The organism is Candidatus Thiosymbion oneisti (genome assembly GCF_004359955.1).
GTDB classification, from domain to species: domain Bacteria; phylum Pseudomonadota; class Gammaproteobacteria; order Chromatiales; family Chromatiaceae; genus Thiosymbion; species Thiosymbion oneisti.
In genome coordinates this window covers 53,114-74,934 of record NZ_SMSC01000007.1, presented here as the reverse complement: position 1 = coordinate 74,934, position 21,821 = coordinate 53,114, and the positions used below count along the sequence as shown (strand labels likewise).

General features: G+C 60.0%; 18 protein-coding genes, 1 tRNA gene and 2 pseudogenes. 11 read left to right on the top strand and 10 right to left on the bottom strand.

Annotated features, from left to right (window positions below; translation table 11 throughout):
• Window positions 1-2: 2 nt before the first annotated feature.
• Together coaD and E1958_RS05430 are read right to left on the bottom strand one after the other, a co-directional pair.
• Window positions 3-479 (bottom strand): pantetheine-phosphate adenylyltransferase, encoded by a 477-nt coding sequence (coaD, locus tag E1958_RS05435; protein ID WP_133510970.1) that lies wholly within the window; start codon window positions 477-479, stop codon window positions 3-5.
• A gap of 79 nt (window positions 480-558) precedes the next feature.
• The gene (locus E1958_RS05430) at window positions 559-780 is read right to left on the bottom strand and encodes a hypothetical protein (protein ID WP_133510969.1); all 222 of its coding nucleotides are present in this window, start codon (window positions 778-780) and stop codon (window positions 559-561) included.
• 80 nt (window positions 781-860) lie between these two features.
• On the opposite strand from E1958_RS05430, the gene E1958_RS05425 reads away from it, so the two are divergent.
• The 5 genes and pseudogenes from E1958_RS05425 (at window position 861) to E1958_RS05405 (ending at window position 8,214) form a co-directional block, all read left to right on the top strand.
• Window positions 861-951, top strand: a tRNA-Ser gene (locus tag E1958_RS05425).
• Between the two features lie 325 nt (window positions 952-1,276).
• Window positions 1,277-1,417, top strand: a complete 141-nt coding sequence (locus E1958_RS20150; RefSeq protein WP_165741649.1) for a hypothetical protein — start codon at window positions 1,277-1,279, stop codon at window positions 1,415-1,417.
• A gap of 287 nt (window positions 1,418-1,704) precedes the next feature.
• Window positions 1,705-4,929, top strand: a pseudogene (locus tag E1958_RS05420) (BPTD_3080 family restriction endonuclease).
• Window positions 4,930-5,104: 175 nt separating this feature from the next.
• Complete coding sequence (locus E1958_RS05410; protein WP_207787623.1) at window positions 5,105-5,329, top strand: hypothetical protein; 225 nt, start codon at window positions 5,105-5,107, stop codon at window positions 5,327-5,329.
• Between the two features lie 32 nt (window positions 5,330-5,361).
• Complete coding sequence (locus E1958_RS05405) at window positions 5,362-8,214, top strand: site-specific DNA-methyltransferase (protein WP_133510968.1); 2,853 nt, start codon at window positions 5,362-5,364, stop codon at window positions 8,212-8,214.
• Between the two features lie 50 nt (window positions 8,215-8,264).
• Here the strand turns inward: E1958_RS05405 and uvrD are convergent, their stop codons facing one another.
• The 3 genes from uvrD to E1958_RS05390 form a co-directional block, all read right to left on the bottom strand.
• On the bottom strand, window positions 8,265-10,451 hold the full coding sequence (uvrD, locus tag E1958_RS05400) for a DNA helicase II (protein WP_133510967.1): 2,187 nt from the start codon (window positions 10,449-10,451) through the stop codon (window positions 8,265-8,267).
• 201 nt (window positions 10,452-10,652) lie between these two features.
• A complete protein-coding gene (locus E1958_RS05395; protein ID WP_133510966.1) occupies window positions 10,653-11,261 on the bottom strand; it encodes a hypothetical protein in 609 nt (202 codons plus the stop codon).
• 17 nt (window positions 11,262-11,278) lie between these two features.
• The gene (locus tag E1958_RS05390; RefSeq protein WP_133510965.1) at window positions 11,279-11,554 is read right to left on the bottom strand and encodes a hypothetical protein; all 276 of its coding nucleotides are present in this window, start codon (window positions 11,552-11,554) and stop codon (window positions 11,279-11,281) included.
• 639 nt (window positions 11,555-12,193) lie between these two features.
• Between E1958_RS05390 and hemE the strand changes: the two genes are divergently transcribed.
• The 4 genes from hemE (at window position 12,194) to E1958_RS05370 (ending at window position 15,034) form a co-directional block, all read left to right on the top strand.
• Window positions 12,194-13,303, top strand: coding sequence for a uroporphyrinogen decarboxylase (gene hemE, locus E1958_RS05385; protein WP_133510964.1), 1,110 nt, complete (start codon window positions 12,194-12,196; stop codon window positions 13,301-13,303).
• Between the two features lie 168 nt (window positions 13,304-13,471).
• A complete protein-coding gene (locus E1958_RS05380) occupies window positions 13,472-14,230 on the top strand; it encodes a phosphodiester glycosidase family protein (RefSeq protein WP_133510963.1) in 759 nt (252 codons plus the stop codon).
• Between the two features lie 188 nt (window positions 14,231-14,418).
• On the top strand, window positions 14,419-14,739 hold the full coding sequence (locus tag E1958_RS05375) for a type II toxin-antitoxin system RelE/ParE family toxin (RefSeq protein ID WP_133510962.1): 321 nt from the start codon (window positions 14,419-14,421) through the stop codon (window positions 14,737-14,739).
• Window positions 14,726-15,034, top strand: a complete 309-nt coding sequence (locus tag E1958_RS05370) for a helix-turn-helix domain-containing protein (protein WP_133510961.1) — start codon at window positions 14,726-14,728, stop codon at window positions 15,032-15,034. The genes E1958_RS05375 and E1958_RS05370 overlap by 14 nt, the downstream gene beginning before the upstream one ends.
• Before the next feature lie 142 nt (window positions 15,035-15,176).
• Here E1958_RS05370 and E1958_RS05365 read toward each other — a convergent pair whose 3' ends face one another.
• The gene (locus E1958_RS05365) at window positions 15,177-15,446 is read right to left on the bottom strand and encodes a HigA family addiction module antitoxin (RefSeq protein ID WP_089727714.1); all 270 of its coding nucleotides are present in this window, start codon (window positions 15,444-15,446) and stop codon (window positions 15,177-15,179) included.
• A gap of 457 nt (window positions 15,447-15,903) precedes the next feature.
• Window positions 15,904-17,571 carry an energy-dependent translational throttle protein EttA gene (gene ettA, locus E1958_RS05360; RefSeq protein WP_133510960.1) on the bottom strand — a complete coding sequence of 556 codons (1,668 nt, stop codon included), beginning with the start codon at window positions 17,569-17,571 and terminating at the stop codon, window positions 15,904-15,906.
• Window positions 17,572-18,178: 607 nt separating this feature from the next.
• Here ettA and mobB point away from each other — a divergent pair.
• Together mobB and E1958_RS21175 are read left to right on the top strand one after the other, a co-directional pair.
• Window positions 18,179-18,703: pseudogene (gene mobB, locus E1958_RS21180) on the top strand (molybdopterin-guanine dinucleotide biosynthesis protein B); the annotation flags it as partial.
• Window positions 18,677-19,270 (top strand): class II aldolase/adducin family protein, encoded by a 594-nt coding sequence (locus tag E1958_RS21175; RefSeq protein WP_243725238.1) that lies wholly within the window; start codon window positions 18,677-18,679, stop codon window positions 19,268-19,270. The pseudogene mobB and the gene E1958_RS21175, both read left to right, overlap by 27 nt.
• Window positions 19,271-19,380: 110 nt before the next feature.
• On the opposite strand, the gene hisA is transcribed toward E1958_RS21175, so the two are convergent.
• The 3 genes from hisA to E1958_RS05340 form a co-directional block, all read right to left on the bottom strand.
• Entirely contained in the window at window positions 19,381-20,127 is a 747-nt protein-coding gene (gene hisA / locus E1958_RS05350) for a 1-(5-phosphoribosyl)-5-[(5-phosphoribosylamino)methylideneamino]imidazole-4-carboxamide isomerase (RefSeq protein ID WP_133510958.1), read from the bottom strand.
• A gap of 86 nt (window positions 20,128-20,213) precedes the next feature.
• Window positions 20,214-20,921, bottom strand: coding sequence for a deoxyribonuclease V (gene nfi, locus E1958_RS05345; RefSeq protein WP_089727723.1), 708 nt, complete (start codon window positions 20,919-20,921; stop codon window positions 20,214-20,216).
• 175 nt (window positions 20,922-21,096) lie between these two features.
• A complete protein-coding gene (locus E1958_RS05340; RefSeq protein WP_089727721.1) occupies window positions 21,097-21,321 on the bottom strand; it encodes a hypothetical protein in 225 nt (74 codons plus the stop codon).
• Window positions 21,322-21,821: the final 500 nt, after the last annotated feature.

Here is a 21,821-nt window from a genome sequence, read left to right as displayed (position 1 = left end):
CTCTAACCAAAGCGTTCCCGTAATGCAGCCTGCACCACGGGGGCCACGAAGGCCGACACGTCCCCGCCCAGGCGGGCGATCTCGCGCACCAGGGACGAGGATATATAGCCGTACTGCTCTGCGGGGGTAAGGAAAAGGGTCTCAATGTCCGGGGCCATGCGGCGGTTCATACTTGCAAGCTGGAATTCGTACTCAAAATCGGAAACGGCCCGCAGACCGCGGATGATCACCGAGGTCCCATGCTTACGGGCGAATGCGACCAGGAGACCGGAAAAGCGCGCGATCTCCACTTGGGGGATGTCCCGCAACGCCTGCTCCGCGAGCTCGACGCGGCGCTCGATATCGAACGCCGGGTCCTTGCCGGTATCCACCGCCACCGCCACCACCACCCGATCGAACAGGAAAGCGGCGCGCTGGATCAGATCTATGTGACCGTTGGTGATCGGGTCGAAGGTCCCCGGATAGACCACACTGCGCACTGGACTCTCCCATCTCGATGGATTCGTATGCTAAGGATAGCAGATGTCGTCTAACGGCCGTCTACGCTTGGGTCATGACTCAAGGGTCGGCGTGGACAAATTTCCGGTAGTGGCTCAGTTCGCGAAAAAACGGAAATTGCAAAAAAACGCAAGGACGCAAAGAAAGAACAAAGAAACTTTGCGTCTTGGCGCATTGCGTCCTGGCGTTAAATGGGCCGGAAAGTGAGCGGCCAAGCATAAAATTTTCAAACTGAGCCACTGCCAAATTTCCTCCCTGGTTTACACAGGTAGGCAGATTCATATATTCTCCTTAGCCTGCAACCGCTTTATCCAGCACCGCGCAATCGGCAATCATGTCGACCGCAAGACCTCCAATCTCCCGGAGAGGTGTCCGAGTGGCTGAAGGAGCACGCCTGGAAAGTGTGTGTACGTTAATAGCGTACCGAGGGTTCGAATCCCTCCCTCTCCGCCAATTCTGTCCGTGATTGGCCGACGAAGTGGGCCGCCGTGCGGGCAGGAGCCAATCGCGGGGGATGTCGGATGGTCCGGTATCCCTCATTTGTCCTACGGTGTAGCAGGCCGGATGTGCGTGTAGCGGTGCCTCGCCGGCGCGTGGCCTCGCGCTTGCTGCGGGTGCGGGTAGCCGCTTGAGTGCTTGTCCTTCCGTCGGCCTGGGTGTAACGACTCGCAAACAGCCCTGCCACAGACGACGCTTAGTTTTCTCTTTTGATTGACCGGTCAACCAACAGATGACAATGAAAATCAGATAGTTAGTTGAGCGTGATGGAGACCTTTATGTGGCAATGAGCCTTGAGTTCGGCCTAGCCGCGCAGGCAAACACATTAGCGGAAGCGAAAACTAAGCTGGAATCCCAAATTGCCGAATATATCGAAGACCTCAATGCGGAAGAAGACAACTTGAAAAAACATATCTATTAAACCGGAAAGGACCATGGCAATGCTTTCTCCCTTATTATGTTGTGTGTCTTTTAAATAAAGTACACTTGAGTGCGTCAAAGGTAGTAGAGGTTCTCTCGTTTCAGGACATAAATGGTACGATAAAACATGCCTGATATGAGCATCGGTAGAAGTGGATCGCTGGGTTAGAAACGACGGAGGCGGTCAGCGAGAGGGACGCAATGGTTGATGAAGGGGGGGCGGCCGAATGACCGGCGGGCCAGCCGCAGTTCGCGGAGATGGCAAACGGGACCTGAGGGTGCTGCGTCATGGATAACCCCTTCTTCGAGCGGCCGATCCTCAACTCACCCTACGAGTATCCGTCCCGGCACTGGGAGCTGGATGAGACCGGGCAGCCGACCCGGAAGATCCTCGACAGCCGCCGGCGCGCCGAATTCATCACCCCCATCCCGAAGCCGCGCAAGCGCAAAGGATCGGCCGAGCAGACCTCGCTGTTATTCGACGAAGGCAAGGGCCTCTCGACTGAGGCACAAGAGTACGACCACACCGCCATCATCGATGGTGTGCGCCAACAGGTCGACCGGTGGCGGAAGTTGCCGAATCCCAGCCAATGGCAAGTCACGCCCGAGACCGCCCGCCTGCTCCGACACTGGCGGCACCATCGATTCAGCAGCATCCGCCCGTTCTTTTGCCAGATCGAGGCGGTCGAGACCGCCATCTGGTTCACGGAAGTGGCGCCTCAGGCCGGCAATGCGGGGAAACGATTCCCGGAACACCTGGCGAATGCCGCCGCTGAGGCCAATCCGGGGCTGATCCGCTTGGCGCTCAAGCTCGCCACCGGGGCCGGCAAGACCACCGTCATGGCCATGTTGATCGCTTGGCAGACGGTCAACGCCGTCCGCCATCCCCGCAGCAAACGCTTCACCCGTGGCTTCCTGGTGGTGGCGCCGGGTCTGACCATCCGCGATCGCCTGCGGGTCCTCCAACCCAATGATCCGGACAGCTACTACCGGAGCCGCGAGCTGGTCCCCGGCGACATGCTGGCGGACCTCGAGCGCGCCAAGATCGTGATCACCAACTATCACGCCTTCAAGTTGCGGGAGCGTATCGACCTGTCGAAAGGCGGGCGCTCCCTGCTCCAGGGTCGCGGCGCAGCGCTGAACACCCTGGAAACCGAGGGCCAGATGCTGCAGCGGGTCATGCCCGGTCTCATGGGCATGCAGAACATCCTGGCGATCAACGACGAAGCGCACCACTGCTACCGCGAGAAACCGGGCGAAGCGCTGGAAGGGGAGCTGAAGGGAGACGAGAAGAAAGCGGCCGAGAAGAACAAGGAAGCCGCGCGGCTGTGGATCTCCGGCCTCGAGGCCGTCAATCGCAAGCTCGGTCTGGCCCGCGTCATGGACCTCTCCGCCACGCCGTTCTTTTTGAGTGGCTCGGGCTACGCCGAGGGCACCCTGTTTCCTTGGACCATGAGCGACTTCTCCCTGATGGACGCCATCGAGTGCGGCATCGTCAAGCTGCCGCGGGTGCCGGTTGCGGACAATATCCCGGGCGGGGAGATGCCCAAGTTCCGCAACCTGTGGGAACACATCCGCACTCGCATGCCGAAAAAAGGACGCGGCAAATCCAAGACCCTCGATCCGCTCAGCCTGCCCGTCGAGCTGCAAACGGCACTCGAAGCGCTCTACGGGCACTATAAAAAGACGTTTGACCTCTGGGAATCCGCCGGTATCCGCGTACCGCCCTGCTTTATCGTTGTCTGCAACAACACCTCCACATCGAAGCTGGTCTACGACTTCATCTCGGGATTCCGCCGCGAGAACGAGCATGGCACGACCACGCCGGAAAATGGCCGGCTGCCGCTGTTTCGTAACTTCGACGCGCACGGCAACCGGCTCCCGCGCCCGCGCACGCTACTGATCGACAGCGAGCAACTCGAATCAGGGGATGTGCTGGACAAGCACTTCCGGGACATGGCCGCCGATGAGATCGAGCGCTTCCGGCGCGAGATCATCGAACGCACCGGCGACCGCCGCCAGGCCGAGCGCATCAGCGACCAAGACCTCCTGCGCGAGGTCATGAACACCGTCGGCAAGCCCGACCGGCTTGGCGATTCCATCCGCTGCGTCGTATCCGTCTCCATGCTCACCGAAGGCTGGGATACGAATACCGTCACCCATGTCCTGGGCGTCCGCGCCTTCGGCACCCAACTCCTGTGCGAACAGGTCATCGGCCGGGCGCTCCGCCGGCAGTCCTACGTGTTGAACGAGGATGGTCCGAACCCAGGCCTGTTCAACGTCGAGTACGCGGACGTGCTCGGCATCCCCTTCGATTTCACGGCCAAGCCGGTCGTAGCACCGCCGCAGCCGCCACGCGAAACGATTCAGGTCAAGGCCGTGCGGCCGGAGCGCGACGCGCTCGAAATCCGCTTCCCGCGCGTCGCCGGCTATCGCGTCGAGCTGCCGCAAGAGCGGCTAACGGCCGAGTTCACGGACGATTCCGTACTAGTACGTAGTTTCGCTCGATATTGCTAGTCCACGCACTGGAGCGTGTGAACCAAGCGTGTGAGCCAGCAGATACTATGAACTTGCAACATCGGTCGAAACTAGGTACTAGAGCTCACGCCGGACTTGGTCGGCCCGTCCATCACCAAGAACGCCGGCATTATCGGCGAAGACGTCGACCTCAGCCTGGAGCACCTGCAAGCCATGCGGCGCTCGACGCTCCTGTTTCAAATCACCCAGCGGTTGCTGTACACCAAATGGCGCGATCCGGGCGAGGAGCCCAAGCTGCACCTCTTCGGTCAGCTCAAGCGCATCACCAAGCAGTGGCTCGATACCTGCCTGGTGTGCAAAGGCGGCACCTACCCGGCGCAGCTCATGTATCAAGAGCTGGCGAACATGGCCTGTGAGCGCATCACGGCGGGCATCACCCGGGCACTGGTGGGGGAGAAACCCGTCAAGGCGGTGCTCGATCCCTACAACCCGGTCGGCTCCACGGCGCACGTCAACTTCCACACCGCCAAGGCCGACCGTTACCAGACCGACCCCCGCCGCTGCCACCTCAACTGGGTCATCCTCGATAGCGATTGGGAAGCCGAATTCTGCCGCGTCACCGAGGCGCATCCGCGCGTGCTCGCCTACGTCAAGAACCACAACCTCGGGCTCGAGGTGCCCTACCGCTATGGCTCCGAGATGCGCACCTACCTCCCCGACTTCATCGTCCTCGTCGAGGACGGCCACGGCGAAGATGACCCACTACACCTCATCGTCGAGATCAAAGGCTACCGGCGCGAGGATGCCAAAGAGAAGAAAAACACCATGGAGGTCTATTGGGTGCCCGGCGTCAATAACCACGATCACTACGGACGCTGGGCCTTTACCGAGTTTACCGACCTCTACGCGATCGAGCCAGAGCTCGAAAACAAGATCAAGGCAGCATTCGACGATATGGTCGAATCCGCGACCGGCTTTGGAGTGCGGCGGCAAGTTTACCCCGACACCGATCGGAACCCGCGGCGCCTCGTGTAACCGAGATGTCGGCCGGATAGCACAAGCCTGCCGCCGCTTTGGATTCGGCGCCGCACTCAAAAGAACGGAGATAACACCATGCCCATTTCCCTCCCCCTGCAAGCCATGTCCGTCGAGGAAAAACCGCAGGTGATGGAAACCATATCTCACACGCGATCATGAGCAGAAGGCAGGAATGAAAATGACGACAATGATTTCAGAAGTATACAGCGCCTTCCGTAAGGCTGGAGTACCGGAAGACGACGCCCGGCAGGCAGCGGAAGCACTGTCCGCGGAAAATTTGGCTACTAAAGCCGATATTGTCGAGATCAAGCGCGAGCTATCCGTGGTGAAATGGATGCTGGGGGTTGTAATTGCGGCTCAAGTCTTACCATTACTGCGTGCGATCGGGGCACTATGAATACCCCTGACTGGTAACTGATGAGACGAGACATGGCCGGAAGAACAAGCAAACAGAACCGGAAATCGGTCGCAGCCCTGACCCACGAGGAGGCGAGGCGCAAGAACATCCCGACGGCCGAATACCAGTCGGTGATGCACAAAGAGGAGCAAGACCCCGTTTCCGTGGCCTACCCGCGCGGCGCAGCCGGGCTCGAGCAGGAAAGGCAAGACCGCAACCGGGATCTGGACCCCCAGCTCGTGTGGCGCGGCAAGGACGAGCGGGACTGGTCGGAACTGATCGTGCAGGCGCCGCCGCTTTACATCCAGGAGAAGATCCACCCCAAGGTACTGATCGACGATTTGCTCCGGCGCACCCGGACCGACCAACCGGCCAGCGACCGCCAACCGGATCTGTTCGCCGATTTCAACGGCCTGCCCGACGACAGCGCTAGGACCGAGTTCTACCGGCACGACGCCAACTGGTCGAACCGCATGATCCTGGGCGATAGCCTCCAGGTCATGGCCTCACTGGCCGAGCGCGAAGGTCTGCGTGGGCAGATTCAGTGCATCTATCTGGATCCACCCTACGGCATCAAATTCAACTCCAACTTCCAATGGTCGACGACCAGTCGGGACGTGAAAGACGGCAACCTGGGACATATCACCCGCGAGCCGGAACAGGTGAAGGCGTTTCGGGATACCTGGCGGGACGGCATCCACTCCTATCTCACCTATCTGCGCGACCGGCTGACCGTGGCGCGGGATCTCTTGACCGACTCCGGCTCTATCTTTGTCCAGATTGGTGATGAGAATGTTCATCGTGTGCGATCAATGATGGATGAGGTTTTCGGAGATGAAAACTTGGTTGACCAAATAGTCTTCCAAACCTCAAGCGGCCGGGTGTCAGCAGGGCTAGACGGCGTTTATGATGTGATAGTTTGGTACGCAAAAGACCGCTCTCTAGCAAAGTTCAGACGGCTGAAAAAAGGGAGGACAACAGAGCAGCTGGATACAGCCTACACATACTTACAAATGAAAGATGGAACTTTTCGTCCCATGACTAAGGGTGAGCGTCAGGGCACCGATTTGCTCCCAGAGGGGTCTAGGCGATTTCGACCCGGCCAGACGCAAAGCCAGACAGGCGGTAAGTCGTCTTCCTTCGTAATTGAATTTGAGGATAAGAGCTTCTACCCCCCAAAGTCGGGTGGTTGGAGAACAACCCAGGTTGGCTTCGAGAGAGCTTCTAAGGCTTCTCGACTGATGGCGCGTGGGACTTCTGTCGCGTACCGCCTATGTGACGCTGACAATCCCTCGATACAGATGACGAACATCTGGACGGACACGGTCTTTACCGCGTTCGGTTCGGACAAGACATACATCGTCCAAACCAATCCGAAAGTTATTGATCGCTGCGTTCTAATGACAACCGACCCCGGCGATCTGGTCCTCGACCCAACCTGCGGCTCCGGCACTACGGCCTATGTAGCCGAGCAATGGGGTCGTCGCTGGATCACGATTGATACTTCCCGAGTCTCCCTAGCACTCGCGCGCGCCCGGATCATGGGCGCCCGTTATCCCTACTATCTGCTCGCGGATAGTCCTGAAGGGCAGCAGAAGGAGGCGGAGATCACCCGTACTGTTCCTTCGAGCCAGTCGACGCATGGCGATATTCGCCATGGCTTCGTCTATGAGCGGGTGCCTCACATTACGCTGAAATCCATCGCCAACAATGCGGAGATCGATGTCATCTGGGACAAATTCCAGGAGTCCCTGGAACCCCTGCGCGGGCAGCTCAACGAGGCATTGGAGCAAAGCTGGGAGGAGTGGGAGATCCCCCGTGAGGCCGAGGCAACCTGGCCCGCCGAGGCCAAGCGGCTGCATGAGCAGTGGTGGGAGCAACGTATCGCCCGTCAGAAGGAGATCGACGCCTCCATTTCCGCCCAAGCGGATTTTGAGTATCTGTATGGCAAGCCCTACGAAGACAAGGGCGTGGTGCGGGTGGCGGGACCCTTCACGGTAGAGAGCCTGTCGCCGCACCGGATGCTGGGTGTGGATGAGAACGACGAGCTGATCGACAGGGTCGCCGAAGGGCAAGCCGGTTACAGCGACGAGGCCGATTTCGTCCGCATGATTCTTGAGAACCTGAAGACCGCCGGCGTCCAGCAGGCCCACAAGGAAGACAAGATTGCGTTCACTTCGCTCACGCCCTGGCCGGGCGATCTGATCTGCGCGGAAGGCCGCTACATGGAGACGAGTGCCCATGATGAGGTGGGTGCTCTCGGTCCCGAGAAGCGCGCCGCCGTCTTCATCGGCCCCGAGTTCGGAACCGTTTCCCGCCCTGATCTGGTCGCCGCGGCCCGCGAGGCGGGTGACGCCGACTTCGATGTGCTAGTCGCCTGCGCCTTCAACTATGACGCGCACTCGTCGGAGTTCGACAAGCTGGGCCGTATCCCGGTGCTCAAGGCACGCATGAACGCGGATCTGCACATGGCGGATGACCTCAAGAACACCGGCCAGGGCAACCTGTTTGTCATCTTCGGCGAGCCGGACATTGATATCCTGGACCCCGATGACGGGCAGATCCAGGTCAAGGTCAAGGGCGTCGACGTCTTCCACCCCCAGACCGGCGAGGTCCGCTCCGACGGCCCGGACGGGATCGCCTGCTGGTTCATCGATACCGACTATAACGAGGAGAGCTTCTTCGTCCGCCACGCCTATTTCCTCGGCGCCAACAATCCCTATAAGGCGCTAAGGACCACGTTGAAGGCGGAGATCAGCGAAGACGCCTGGGCCACGCTGCACAGCGACATGTCGCGTCCGTTCGCCAAGCCGCAGTCGGGTCGAATCGCCGTCAAGGTCATCAATCACTTGGGCGACGAGGTCATGAAGGTGTTTCGAGTATGAGGCGTCGCACGGAGGGGGGAGGGACAAATGGCTGGTGAACAATAATCCGTTCACCGACTGCATGGAGCGCCGACGGGTTCCAACCGGGCATAGGCCACCACTAGCCACTTGGCGCCTACGGCCTTGAAGTTGACCTGGATGCGGGCGCTGGTCCCTTTCCCCTCGCTGTTGATGATGGTTCCCTCGCCGAACTTGGGGTGCGAGACCCGTTGGCCGAGCTGAAATCCGCCCGCGGCGGGACCGGATGTGTTTGCTCCCGGCGCGCCCGGTGCGATGGCCGGCCGCATAATCCCGCTGGCGCGGACCTCCTCGATCAATTCCGCTGGGACCTCGCGCAGAAAGCGGGACGCAAAGGGATAGCTCTCGCTGCCGTGCAGGCGTCGGCTCTCGGCGTGGGTGAGGTACAGGTGACGCATGGCCCGGGTCATGCCCACATAGCACAGGCGGCGCTCTTCCTCCAGGCGCTCCGGGTCGTCCGCGGACATGCTGTGGGGAAAGAGGCCCTCTTCCATCCCCGCGATGAAGACGCTGGGGAACTCCAGTCCCTTGGCGCTGTGCAGGGTCATGAGCTGCACCTTGTCCTCGAACGGGTCTGCCTGGGCTTCTCCTGCTTCCAGGGCCGCGTGGGATAGGAAGGTGCCGAGGATATCGCCCTCATCGTCCTCCATCTCGTGGGCGAAACGACGGGTAGCATTGACCAGCTCCTCCAGGTTCTCGATCCGGTCCACTCCCCGGCCGTCCTTGGCCTTTTCATAGTGTGCGGGCAGGCCGCTGGCCTCGATGACTTGCGCCGTCAGATCCGGGAGCGCCATATCCCGCGTCGCTTCCCGCCGGGTATCGATGAGTGCGCGAAATCGGTTGAGCGCTCCCGTGGCCCGAGGGGGGAGGGAGCCTACCGTTCCCATGTCCGCGGCGGCCTGCCACAGGGAGCAATGCGCTTCGCGGGCCTGGGTGCGCAGGATGTCCAGGGTCTTGGCGCCGATCCCCCGGGGCGGGGTGTTGACCGCGCGCTCGAAGGAGGCGTCGTCCTCCGGGTTGGCCAGCAGCCGCAGATAGGCCAGGGCGTCCTTGATCTCGGCGCGTTCGAAGAAGCGCAATCCACCATAGACCCGGTAGGGGATCTGGGCCTGGATCAGGACCTCCTCGAACAGCCGGGACTGGGCGGTGGTGCGGTAGAGGATGGCGCACTCGGAGCGGCGGTAGCCTTCTTCCTGAGTAAGCTTGCGGATGCCTTCCACCACGAACCGGGCCTCGTCCACCTCGTTGAAGGCGGCATAGCGGCGGATGGGCGCCCCGGCGGTGTCTTCGGTCCACAGGTTTTTACCGAGCCGGGTCGCGTTGTTTTCGATCAGGGCGTTGGCGGCGCTCAGGATGTTGCCCGTGGAGCGGTAGTTCTGTTCCAGCCGCACCACCTTGGTCCCCGGGTAGTCCCGCTGGAAGCTCTGGATATTTTCGACCTTGGCCCCGCGCCAACCATAGATGGATTGGTCGTCATCGCCGACCAGGAACAGCTTGTCCTGACCGCCGGCGAGCAGGCGCAGCCAGGCGTACTGGATGGCATTGGTGTCCTGGAACTCGTCCACCAGGATGTGAGCGAAGCGCTCGCGGTAGTGATGGAGGATGTCCTGGCGGTCGCGCAGCAGCTCATGGGTACGCAGCAGCAGCTCGGCGAAATCCACCATACCGCCGCGCTTGCAGGCGCCCTCATATTCCGCGTAGAGATCGCGCATGCGGCCGAGGTAGAAGTCGTCGCCGCTGTCGATGTGCTCGGGCCGCAGGCCCTCGTCCTTCTGCTTGTTGATGAAGCCCTGACACTGGCGCGGCGGCCAGCGGGCCTCGTCCAGATCCATGGCCTTGAGGGTGCGCCGGATCAGCCGGTACTGATCGTCGGAATCCAGGATCTGGAACTGCTGGGGCAGCTCGGCGTCTTGCCAATGGGCGCGCAGAAAACGGTGGGCCAGGCCGTGAAAGGTGCCGACCCACATCCCCATCACCGGCCCTTGGAGGATCTCCTCGATGCGGGCCCGCATCTCCCGGGCGGCCTTATTAGTAAAGGTGACGGCGAGGATCGTCCAGGGTCGCGCCTGCTCCACCTGGAGCAGCCAGGCGATGCGGTGCACCAGGACCCGGGTCTTGCCGCTCCCGGCCCCCGCCAGCACCAACAGATTGCCGGGTTGGGCGGTGACCGCCTCGCGTTGCGCGTCGTTGAGCTGGTCGAGGATGTGGGAGACGTCCATCCGGGCATTCTACCAAAGCCTCGGGAGGGATTCGGATATTGGGGGAAATCTGTGGCCGGCTACCAGCTACCCGTCGCTGGCTGCCAGCCGCTGGAAGCTGGTGACTGGTAGCTGGCGACTGATGAACCGCAAAGGCGCAAAGGGCACAAAGAATTTTGTAGGGGCACCTCTTGCAGGTGCCCAACATTCAACCCATTCAAGTCACGGATTCATGTTTGCGATTTCCATGACTTCCAATGTCCATCTTGATTTAGCCCAACCTGTATCACAATTTGATTTTTTGTACCGATCATTACCAGGACGTGGACCTACCCACACTTTTATTGTGTGGTTACCTTTTGGAAGATTTTCGCAGTATCCGATAACATGATTGCTGGTACGTACATTAGAATTATTTCCATCATGTCTGTCGTATACCAACTTCCCAGATGGGCATGATTTACCATCGACCTTGATCTCCCAACGACACGCTTTGCGTTCCCCGATTACCCTAAAATTATCTGTATAGCCAATACGGATAACTGAGTCTTTTTTGTGCTTATTAAATGTCAATTTTCTACCTTCCAAAGCACCTGACTCTTTTCCATCTTCTGGCCCCAATTTGCTGGTATAGGTTATGTTGATTATTTTTATAGCATGAACGAAGTTCTTCATCTTTTCTTCTAATTGGCCGATGCGTAGAATAATATCTGCAATTTCCTTATTAGCTCGTAACGCACGCAGGAATTCTGCTACCCCATTCAGTTCGCCGCTTTCAATTTCAGCTATATCTGCCTTTACGGATTTAAACTGCTCGTTGGTCTCTTTCAATCCTTGATCTAGAGCTTTTAGCCTCTCCTTTGATCCCCGAATTTAACTAAATTGGTATTGGCTTGTTCGGAAAGATTCGTTATTGCTTGCGAGATTTTTCTTTCTATTCTATTAGTCGCCTCTGTAATCGCTTCTCCTGGCAAAATGAAAAATATGTAAACAATAGCACCTCCAAGCACTGCCAAGTTTGCTATACCTATCCAAGTTAGCCACCCTTTAATAAGTGAACCAACGTAAGATCCTATTTCCAGCTTTTGTTCTGCGCTGAGATTTGATGATGAATTTTCTGCCATAAGAATGTCCTCAGTTAATTCGTATGCTCTAACAAATAAGGCTCTTTATGGATTCCGGACTGCTAACGATCATAGAAGGGTACCACCGGACGTTTTGGAGTGCGGCGGCAACCTTACCCCAATGCCTACCAGAACCTCCAGCCCTAAGCATAAGCCGGGGGTCGGCCAAGTGGCACAATCTTGCCGCCGCTTTGGATGTGGCAACGTATCCGTCCCCAGCAAAGGTGTTGCGGCTAGGGGAAAGCGCCGTCGCCGCGGCGCGGGTGGAACCTAGGTGCCCGGATTCCCGGCCAACGCCGCTGGTATCCCCCGTGGCTGAGGTTAGGTGCAGCCGCGCCGCTTGCCGGCGCACTCCAAAGCAGTCCAGAATCCATAAAGAGCCACAAATAATTCTCCAGCTTTCGGATAATTACTATATGTCGGGTCCATACCATTATCCTACGCCTGCTGGGTTACGGCGCGTTTGACCTTGCTGGCACACGCCAACATCGTAACACGCGCCTAACCCAGCCTACTCTACTTGGTTGGTAGCCGACGACTGGTAGCAGGTAGCAGCTGGCATGTGCCGAGGATAACCCACTGTAGTATCCTGCAACCCAAAAACCAACGACCTACCGCAACTCGCTCTGGAATGCACTGGTGAAGGAACTCAAGAACGATACCTTGCTGCGCGCCCTGCTGCGCCGGCGCGTGGATTACACGCCGGTGTGGATCATGCGTCAGGCGGGGCGTTATCTGCCCGAGTATCGGGCCACGCGCGCCCGTGCCGGCAGCTTTTTGGCGCTGTGCCGAAACCCGGAGCTGGCCTGCGAGGTGACCCTGCAGCCCCTGGAGCGGTTTCCCTTGGACGCGGCCATCCTGTTCTCCGACATCTTGACGATCCCGGACGCCATGGGGCTCGGGCTCTACTTCAGCGAGGGGGAGGGTCCCGGTTTCGAGCGCCCGGTTCGTGACGCCGCCGAGGTGCAACGCTTGGCGGTCCCCGACATGGAGGACGCGCTGGGCTATGTGATGGATGCGGTGGGTATGATTCGGCGTGAGTTGGATGGCCGGGTACCCCTGATCGGCTTCTCGGGCAGCCCTTGGACCCTGGCGGTCTATATGGTGGAAGGTGGCGGCACCAAGGGTTTTGCCCGCTCCAAAGCCATGCTGTTCGATCGTCCCGAGCTGATGCACGTCTTGCTGACTAAGCTCTCCGAGGCGGTTACCACCTATCTCAATGCCCAGGTGGCGCGCGGCGCCCAGGCCCTGATGATCTTCGACACTTGGGGGGGGGTGCTGACCCCGCGTGCCTACCGGGAATTCTCGCTCGCTTACATGACTCGCATCATCGCCGGGCTCACCCGCGAGGCGGAAGGGCGGCGGGTCCCGATCATCCTCTTTACCAAGGGTGGCGGCCACTGGCTGGACCGGATGGCGGAAAGTGGCTGCGACGCCCTCGGGGTGGACTGGACCCTGGATCTGGCCGACGCCCGGCAACTGGTAGGGGAGCGGGTGGCCCTGCAGGGCAATCTGGACCCCAGTATCCTCTATGCCTCACCGGGACGTATCCGGGAAGAAGTCGGGCGGGTGCTCGCGAGCTACGGCCAGGGCCTCGGGCATGTCTTTAACCTCGGCCACGGAATCCACCCGGACGTAGATCCCGACCAGGTCGCCATCATGGTGGATGCGGTCCATACGCTCAGCCCCCGGTTTCATGGGGCTGCTATCCGCGACTTGCGGACTAATCCCGGCAAATCCCCTTCTTGATCGGTGGATTACGCGAATTTCACGGATTATCCTGGTGCGGCTCGCTGCGTTGCCACACCATCGATGCGGTTCGCCGCGGGCGTCCCTGCCCGCCGGCTCACCACATCCTACATTCCCGGTGCGGCCGTAGGTGCGGCGAGCGCGGCGAACCGTATCGATTAGCCTGAAATGTCGATGTTTCGCTGTCTCCTGGTATCCATGTCCGTGCTCGCAAGCCCGGCCTTTGGCGCTACCGCCACCGAGGTCTTCCATCGGGGGGCCGGGTTCGATGTCTACCGGTTGGATAGCGGGGAAGAGCAGCGACTGGAGTTTTTCTGGAAACGCAAGGACGGTACGCCTTACGGCAGCATCCACGCCCTGCGCCGTGCCTTGGCGACCGCGGGTCGCAAGTTGGTCTTCGCGGTCAACGGCGGGATCTATTCGGAGCAGTTCACGCCACTCGGTTTGTATATCGAGAACGGAAAACGCTACTACCAGCTCACGCGAGGCGGGGGTGGGGGGAATTTTTTTCTGCTGCCCAACGGCGTCTTCTACATCACTGAGAAGGGGGCACGCGTCGTCGAGACTAAGGATTACCAACCCCAAGACCGGATTATCAACGCCATCCAGTCAGGGCCTATGTTGGTAATCAACGGACGCCTGCATCCCCGTTTCATCGAGGGCTACCACAGCAAGTACATTCGCAATGGGGTGGGTATCGACCGGGAAGGTCGTGTGATCTTCGCTATCTCCGACGAGCCGGTGAATTTCCACGCTTTCGGCACCCTGTTCAAGGACCGGCTCCAGTGCCCCAATGCCCTCTATTTGGACGGAAACATCTCCGCGATGTATGCGCCCGAACTCCACCGTTACGGCGGCTGGCTATGGCGCCGGTTCGTGACCATGATCGGGATAACCTCCGAGGCATCCGATCCGGTGGAGCCTTAGGTAGAGTTGACATTCCGGGCCTCTACCCTGAGTCTGAAGACAATGCCATTAAGTTAAGGGTTACCGATCAGCAAAGTAAGAGAAAAAACTACGAATCACGCGAATCCTCACGAATGGATTCGTGCCGATTCGTGCGCTTCGTAGTTTTCTCTTTCGTATTCCGACCTGCTACGACATTATTTCAGAGTATGATCACCATCATTGAATCGCCGATATTTACAAGGCTATGGCCAGACTATTGGTGCGAGGATGAACGCGGTGAGTTTTCTGCGTGGTTGGCTGAAAATCCGGATGCGGGAGATGTGGTCCCTGGTTCTGGAGGTATACGTAAGGTCAGATGGTCACGAAAAGACCAAGGGAAAAGAGGCGGTGTGCGGGTCATCTATTTCACCGTCCCCACAAAGGGGCTGATTTGGCTACTCACCATCTATGCCAAGTCAGACCAAGAAAACATTCCGGCCCATATCCTCAAGGTATTGAAAGAGGAGCTTGTCGATGGTTATGAATGAAAAAGAACTCACTGAACGGGATTCCGAGCGTGATATTTGGCAAGAAACGCTGAATGCCGTTCGTGACATCAAGGCTGGAAATGTAGGTCATGTTGAAACTGTCGAACCGCTCCCTATAGTCGAAGCTCGCCAGAAGTCCGGCTTGTCTCAATCTCAGTTTGCGGAGCTATTAGGCGTGTCAGTTCGCACTCTCCGGGATTGGGAGCAAGGGCGTCGTAAACCAAGTAAAGCTGCTACGTCACTTATTCAGATCGCAAGACAGCGTCCAGATATATTACATGAAGTATTCGGATAAGAACTTGGCTAACTGTTGGGTCCCGGACGATTGCATAGGCTCTAAAATAGGGTCATTGTTGCGTGCCAGAGAGATCATGGAGCGGCTGGTGTCCACCTCCATAGCGGAGCAAACGCCGGTAACCGAGGCGATTCACGTTCGGTCAGGCCGCATTTCGCCGCTTGATCTCTTGGTCCAAATCCCAGGTTATCTGGAGGTTCATCCAGAGGCGGGTGGACGTATGCAAGGCATCAGCCAAATCCAACGCGGCCTCGGCTGACACCCCCTGTTTGCCGCGGATCAATTCGTTCAGGCGCGTTTCGGTCCAACCGATTCGGCGGGCGAACTCCGCCTGGCTGATGGCTGCGGGTTCGAGGAACTCCTCGAGTAGGTATTCGCCGGGATGGAAGGGATTCTCCGGTTGCTGTGGCATGGGATTTAGAAGCTGTACCCTGGCCCTGGCCGAGATCTACGACAAGGTGAAGCTCACAGCCGCCTGAAGAAGATCCTTTGGCGCGGTTCGCTACGCTCACTGATGTCCTACGAACCTCGGCGTCGAGGTTCTGATCCTCGGCGTCGAGGTTCTGATCCTCGGTGGTGAGGTTCTGATCCTCGGCGTTGAGGTTCTGAGCCTCGGTGGTGAGGTTCTGATCCTCGGCGTCGAGGTTCTGAGCCTCGGCGGTGAGCTTCCGAGCCTCGGCGTTGAGGTTCTGAGCCTCGGCGGTGAGGTTCTGAGCCTCGGCGGTGAGCTTCCGAGCCTCGGCAGTGAGGTTCTGATCCTCGGCATTGAGGTTCTGATCCTCGACGGTGAGGTTCCGAACCCCGATGGAGAGGTCCGGAGCGCGTGGAACCGAACATCCTTCGATAGCCGCCGTTTCTACGCACCGGCGTCAGCTGGAAAGCCTCCGGTATCTGATGCGATGGGGCTGGTCCGCCGCGTCCCCCAGTCGGCGGCGGCGATCTGTCTCATAGTCCGCGTAGTTGCCTTCGAACCAAGTCACCTGGGAGTCGCCCTCGAAGGCCAGGATATGGGTGGCGATGCGATCCAGGAACCAGCGGTCATGGCTGATGACAAGGGCGCAGCCAGGGAAGGCGAGCAAGGCCTCTTCGAGGGCCCGCAGCGTCTCCACGTCCAGGTCGTTGGTCGGCTCGTCGAGCAGCAGCAGGTTGCCGCCGCTTTTGAGCAGCTTTGCTAAGTGCACCCGGTTGCGCTCGCCGCCGGAGAGGTCACCAACGCGCTGCTGCTGGTCCGTACCCTTGAAGTTGAAGCGGCTACAGTAGGCCCGTGAGGGCATCTCGTACCGTCCGACGACGATGTTGTCCGCACCGTCGGATATTTCTTCCCACAGGGTCTTGGAACCGTCCAGGGCATCGCGGCTCTGGTCCACGTAGGCGATCCGGACCGTATCGCCGATCCGCAGCTCGCCCGCGTCCGGTTGCGCTTGGCCGGTGAGGATGCGAAACAGGGTGGTCTTGCCGGCGCCATTGGGCCCGATGATGCCGACGATGCCGCCCTTGGGCAGGTTGAAGGACAGGTCCTCATAGAGCAAGCGGTCCGCGTAGGCCTTACGCAGCCCCTTGGCCTCGACCACCAGGTCACCCAGGCGCGGACCTGGTGGGATATAGAGCGCGTTGGTCTCGTTACGGCTTTGAAAATCAGTGGACTGTAGCTCCTCGAAGCGGGCCAGGCGCGCCTTGCTCTTGGCATGGCGACCCTTGGGATTGGAGCGCACCCATTCCAGCTCGTGCCGCATGGTGCGGATGCGCGCGGCCTCTTGCTTCTGCTCCAGCTCCAGGCGTTGCTCCTTCTGCTCCAGCCAGGAGGAATAGTTGCCCTCCCAGGGGATACCGTGACCCCGGTCCAGCTCCAGGATCCAGCCGGCTACGTTATCCAAGAAGTAACGGTCGTGGGTCACTGCCACCACGGTGCCCGGATACTCGTATAGAAAACGCTCCAACCAGGCCACGGACTCCGCGTCCAGGTGGTTGGTGGGCTCGTCCAGCAGCAGCATGTCGGGCTTTTCCAACAGCAGCCGACACAGGGCCACGCGCCGGCGCTCGCCCCCGGAGAGTCTGCTCACCTCCGCCTCCCAGGGGGGCAGTCGCAGGGCGTCGGCGGCCACCTCCAGGGTCCGCTCCAGGTTGTGACCATCGGTGGCCTGGATCAGGTCTTCGAGCTCCGCTTGCTCCTTGGCCAGAGCATCGAAGTCCGCGTCGGCATCCGCATAGGCGGCATAGACGGCGTCCAATCGTTCCAGGGCCGATTTGATGTGGCCAAGAGCCACTTCCAGATTGCCGCGCACGTCCTTGGTCTCGTCGAGCTGGGGCTCCTGGGGCAGATAGCCGACCTTGATGCCGGGTTGGGGCCGGGCCTCGCCCTCGATCTCGGTGTCGATCCCGGCCATGATGCGCAGCAGGCTGGATTTGCCCGCACCGTTGAGTCCGAGTACCCCGATCTTGGCGCCCGGAAAAAAGGATAGGGAGATGTCGCGCAGGATGACCCGCTTGGGCGGCACCAGCTTGCCGACCCGGCTCATGGTGAAGATGTACTGTGCCATAGTTGCTGAGAAATTGTTTGGTTAAGGTAGAGAGAAGGATGCGCCATGCCCGAAATCGGGATCGGGATCGAAATCGGGATCGGGATCGAAATCGGGATTCGATTGCGATCCCGATTTCGATCCCGGCCGGTGGGTGTGCCCGACGGGTTGGGCACGGACCATTCATCAATGCGGTTCGCGCCACCCGACAGTGCCATCCTGAAAGATCTCCCGCGCTCACCGCATCCTACGCCCTTTGCCCGGTCAACCCGACCCGCTTCCAGCCACGTTCAGCCCCCCAATCAGCGCCGAATCATTCAGCTTTTAACCAGATAGCTTCTGAAACCTGGGTTCCGTCGGGACCGAAGGGGTAAAATTTACCCTATTATTTCAGAAGTTGTTTGGTTAAAACGGATCCTGGCGATGTGTTGCAGCTCGGCAAACCGGACCCGTAGGTGGGCTGTGCCCACCGCCTTTATCCGCAGATTACGCAGATTTCCACAGGTTAAAAATGAAATAATCTGCGAAAATCTGCGTAATCTGCGGATTGATAAAGATTCTTTGTCGGATTACCCGTCTGTCGCCAGGTAGGTGCTCCGCTGCCAGGACTGCTGGGAGAAGCCCCCTCATGCACAAGATTCGACTACCCGTGATCGGATTCGTCGCCCCGAGCGGCAGCGGCAAGACCAGGCTGCTGCAAAAGCTGGTGCCGGTGCTCAAGGACCGGGGGCTGCGGATCGGTTATCTCAAGCACGCCCACCATAGCTTCGAGCTCGACGTGCCGGGCAAGGACAGCTACCAGCTCCGGGCGGCAGGTGCGGAGCAGATTCTGCTGGCCTCCCATAAACGCTGGGCGTTGCAGTCGGAGCAGACAGATGGGGGCAAGGACCCGTCCCTGGCGAAGATGCTGCGCAGATTCGATGCGGACCGGCTGGACCTGATCCTGGTGGAGGGATTCAAGCATGCGGCCTACCCCAAGATCGAGGTCCACCGCACGACCCTGGGTAAGCCGCCGCTGTATCCCGAAGACCCGGACATTATCGCCGTAGCCACGGACCTTAATCTACCCGGCGAGAACCATCCCCCACAGCTACCGGTGGAAGATCCCGAGGCGATCGCCGATTTCGTGCAAGCTCACATAGCGGTCCGGCCCCCCGACGCTGAGGAGGCAAGGACGGAGCTGGTACGTCATTATCGTTGGCTGCGCCGATACGGCTGCAACGATTCGCATTCCGGCAATGCCTCGGTACGCTCGGGCGAGACCTTTTGGGTCACCCCGACCAGGGCCTGTGCGGATATCTTGGAACCCGACGACCTGGTGGCCTGTCCCATGGACGGCCCCTGTCCCGAAGGCGCCTCCCGGGACGCGCCACTGCACCAGCACGTGTATCGAAAACAACCCCAAGCAAGGGCGATGCTGCACAGCCACGGCCCCTACTCGGTGGCCATGAGCCTCGCCGGTCAGGACTTCCGTCCGGTGGATTTCAAGGGGCAGTCCTATTTCGAGCGGGTCCCGGTGCTTTCAGTAGAGCACGCGGACTACCTGGAACAGGCGCCGCAGGCCGTGGCGAATGCCCTTGCCGATCATCCCATCGCCATGGTCCGCAGCCACGGGATCTATGCCTGGGGCGAGACCCCGAACCGGGCCTACAAGTGGACCTGCTCCCTGGAGCTCTCGGCCAAGACCTATGTCATCGCCAGGCAGGCGGCGAATGTGTGAGAATGGAAAAAGACAGCTTTTATCCGCAGATTGCGCAAACGAAAAAAAGCGGTTCGAACGATTCTGTGGTCTCATTAAAGTGGATGGGTCGTTGGTGGGCGCAGCCCACCCTACCGTGCGTTGTGTCCACATTCATCGGCGACGCCTTGCCCCGCGGCGAAATCCAGGGTCCCCTCGTAGATGGCACGGCCGGTGATGGCGGCCGTTACACCACTGGCGGCCACGGTGCACAGGGTGCGTACATCGTCCAGGTCGGTGATGCCGCCGGAGGCGATGACGGGGATCGAGATGGCCTCTGCCAGGGCGCGCGTGGCCTGCACGTTGGGACCTGTCAGCATGCCGTCCCTGCCGATGTCCGTGTAGACGATGGCGGCTACCCCGTCCGCTTCGAAGCGCTGGGCAAGGTCCACTACCGGATGTTCGGTAAGCTCCGCCCAGCCTTTGATGGCTACCCGCCCCTCCCTGGCGTCCAGACCCACGATGATGTGGCCGGGGAAGGTCTTGCAGGCGCGGGCCACGAGCTCCGGTTCCTTGACCGCCTGAGTGCCGATGATGCAATAGGCAACACCGGCATTCAAATAGGCGGCGATGGTGGCTTGGTCACGAATGCCGCCACCGACCTGGATAGGCAGCTCGGGATAACGGGCGGCGATGGCCCGGATGGCAGCGTCGTTCACCGGCTGCCCGGCGAAGGCGCCATTGAGGTCCACCAGATGCAGGCGGCGGGCACCTGCATCGACCCAGCGCCCGGCCATCCGCACCGGATCGTCGGAGAAGACGGTCTCCTCGTCCATACGGCCCTGGCGCAGACGCACACAGCGCCCGTCTTTGAGATCGATAGCCGGAATCAACAACACCGCAATGTCACCTATTCAAGTGCCCCGAACCTTCCGGGAGCTGCCGGTCAAGGATAAAACTGTTTATTGTGGGGTTTTGGTTACCATTATTTCTCGTCCGATGCCAGCCGGTGGGCCTGGCGTGTGGGTTCGGGTAGGCGATAGCGGGTGGTGCAGGCCAGCACATAGTCCAGCGCCGTCTCCAGGCCGATCCGATGCCCCACGGACACATAGACCGGCCGCACCTTGGCGCGCGTGCGGAGCAAGGCGCCGATTATCTCGCCGCCGTGCCGCAGCCAGGTCTGCGCCCCCTTTTCCAGGGCCAGGGTTCCGTGCTCCCCGATAAGCCGTGATTTGGCCACACCGATGCTGGGCAGGTCGGTGAGCAGTCCCAGGTGGCAGGCCAGACCGAACCGGCGCGGGTGGGCATAGCCCTGACCATCACACAGGAGCAGGTCCGGCGTGACCCGCAGCTTGGCGAGGGCCTCGAGGGCCGCCGGGATTTCGCGGAAGGACAAGAGCCCCGGTATATAGGGAAAGCTGGTAGGGCAGCGTGCCAGGGCACGTTCCAGGAGCTCGAGCCCGGGCAAGCGCAACACCACCACCGCGGCCCGGGTTATTTTCCCCTTTTCCTCGAATCCGATATCCAGGCCAGCGACGGTTTCGACTGGCGCGAAGTCGTCCCGTCTCACCAGCCGTTCGCGGAGCTGCTCCTGAATGGCCCGCGCCTGGGCGGGGGTGACGTCCCAGGGATGGAGGTTCTTCAATGGCTCTGCGACCCGATTTGCTTGGCCTTGTGCGCCGGCAGGCGCCATGACCATGCCTGCCAATCGGCTCCACTCACTCGGCGACACCGATATGCAGCTCCGTATCGCAGGGACGAAAAAGGCCCATACCAGGGCACAGGCCGGCTCACAAGCAGGCGAGCAGGCGGATGGACGCCAGATCGCGTACCCCGAGCTATCGGACGCCAGGACTGCCGGGAGAGAATCAGTCCCGCGACGAGCCCACGATCTCGTGGGCGAGGTCCACTACCCGATTCGCCATGTCCATATACTCCTGCCGATAGTCGACGAGGAGCCCTTCACTGGAGGCCCAGTAGTCCTTACCGGTGACGCCGTGCTGGTGCTCGTAGGCGATGAACTGCTTCTGCATCTCGAGCATCTTGTCGATCAGGGCTTGTTTCTCTTGCTTCAAGGCCGCGGTGTCGCTCATGGCTTGCTCCCGATGATTTGCTGCTGTTTGGATCTGCTCGGCCTTTTCAGAGTATGCCGAGCCGCCAATTTAACATGTAAACGCCGGAATCGGTCAACCGGAGTGGCATCTTTCAGGGCGGGTGCGTATAAATTTCTTTTTGATTAACAAGTTACTACCAACCGTGTCGATTGGGCAAAGCCGGGAGCGCCGGCATCCTGCCGGCTCGTAGGTTGGGCAAAGCCGGATCAGGGACGATCCGGCGTGCCCAACAGCAACATTTCGTTGGGCACGGCACACCGTCCAAAGATGCGGTTCGCTGCGCTCACCACATCTTACGGCCCTTGCCCAACCTACAAGATCATGTTCTCGGGAGGATTTATACGCGCTCGCCCTGTGGCATCTTTCGTGTCAGCCCGCGTCGGGCGGATCAGGCCAGGGATGGCCGCCATCCGCCGTATGTCAGTCACCTCCGGCGGGTGACGGCGCGCTCACCGCCGCGGCAATCGCGGCGCCTGGCG

Coding starts and splice junctions, on each gene's coding strand:
- E1958_RS05430 (WP_133510969.1), bottom strand. CDS start 780: ATGAATCTGCCTACCTGTGTAAACCAGGGAGGAAATTTGGCAGTGGCT.
- E1958_RS05410 (WP_207787623.1), top strand. CDS start 5,105: ATGAAAATGACGACAATGATTTCAGAAGTATACAGCGCCTTCCGTAAG.
- E1958_RS05405 (WP_133510968.1), top strand. CDS start 5,362: ATGGCCGGAAGAACAAGCAAACAGAACCGGAAATCGGTCGCAGCCCTG.
- uvrD (WP_133510967.1), bottom strand. CDS start 10,451: ATGGACGTCTCCCACATCCTCGACCAGCTCAACGACGCGCAACGCGAG.
- E1958_RS05390 (WP_133510965.1), bottom strand. CDS start 11,554: ATGGCAGAAAATTCATCATCAAATCTCAGCGCAGAACAAAAGCTGGAA.
- E1958_RS05380 (WP_133510963.1), top strand. CDS start 13,472: ATGTCGATGTTTCGCTGTCTCCTGGTATCCATGTCCGTGCTCGCAAGC.
- E1958_RS05375 (WP_133510962.1), top strand. CDS start 14,419: ATGATCACCATCATTGAATCGCCGATATTTACAAGGCTATGGCCAGAC.
- E1958_RS05370 (WP_133510961.1), top strand. CDS start 14,726: ATGGTTATGAATGAAAAAGAACTCACTGAACGGGATTCCGAGCGTGAT.
- E1958_RS05365 (WP_089727714.1), bottom strand. CDS start 15,446: ATGCCACAGCAACCGGAGAATCCCTTCCATCCCGGCGAATACCTACTC.
- ettA (WP_133510960.1), bottom strand. CDS start 17,571: ATGGCACAGTACATCTTCACCATGAGCCGGGTCGGCAAGCTGGTGCCG.
- nfi (WP_089727723.1), bottom strand. CDS start 20,921: ATGGCGCCTGCCGGCGCACAAGGCCAAGCAAATCGGGTCGCAGAGCCA.
- E1958_RS05340 (WP_089727721.1), bottom strand. CDS start 21,321: ATGAGCGACACCGCGGCCTTGAAGCAAGAGAAACAAGCCCTGATCGAC.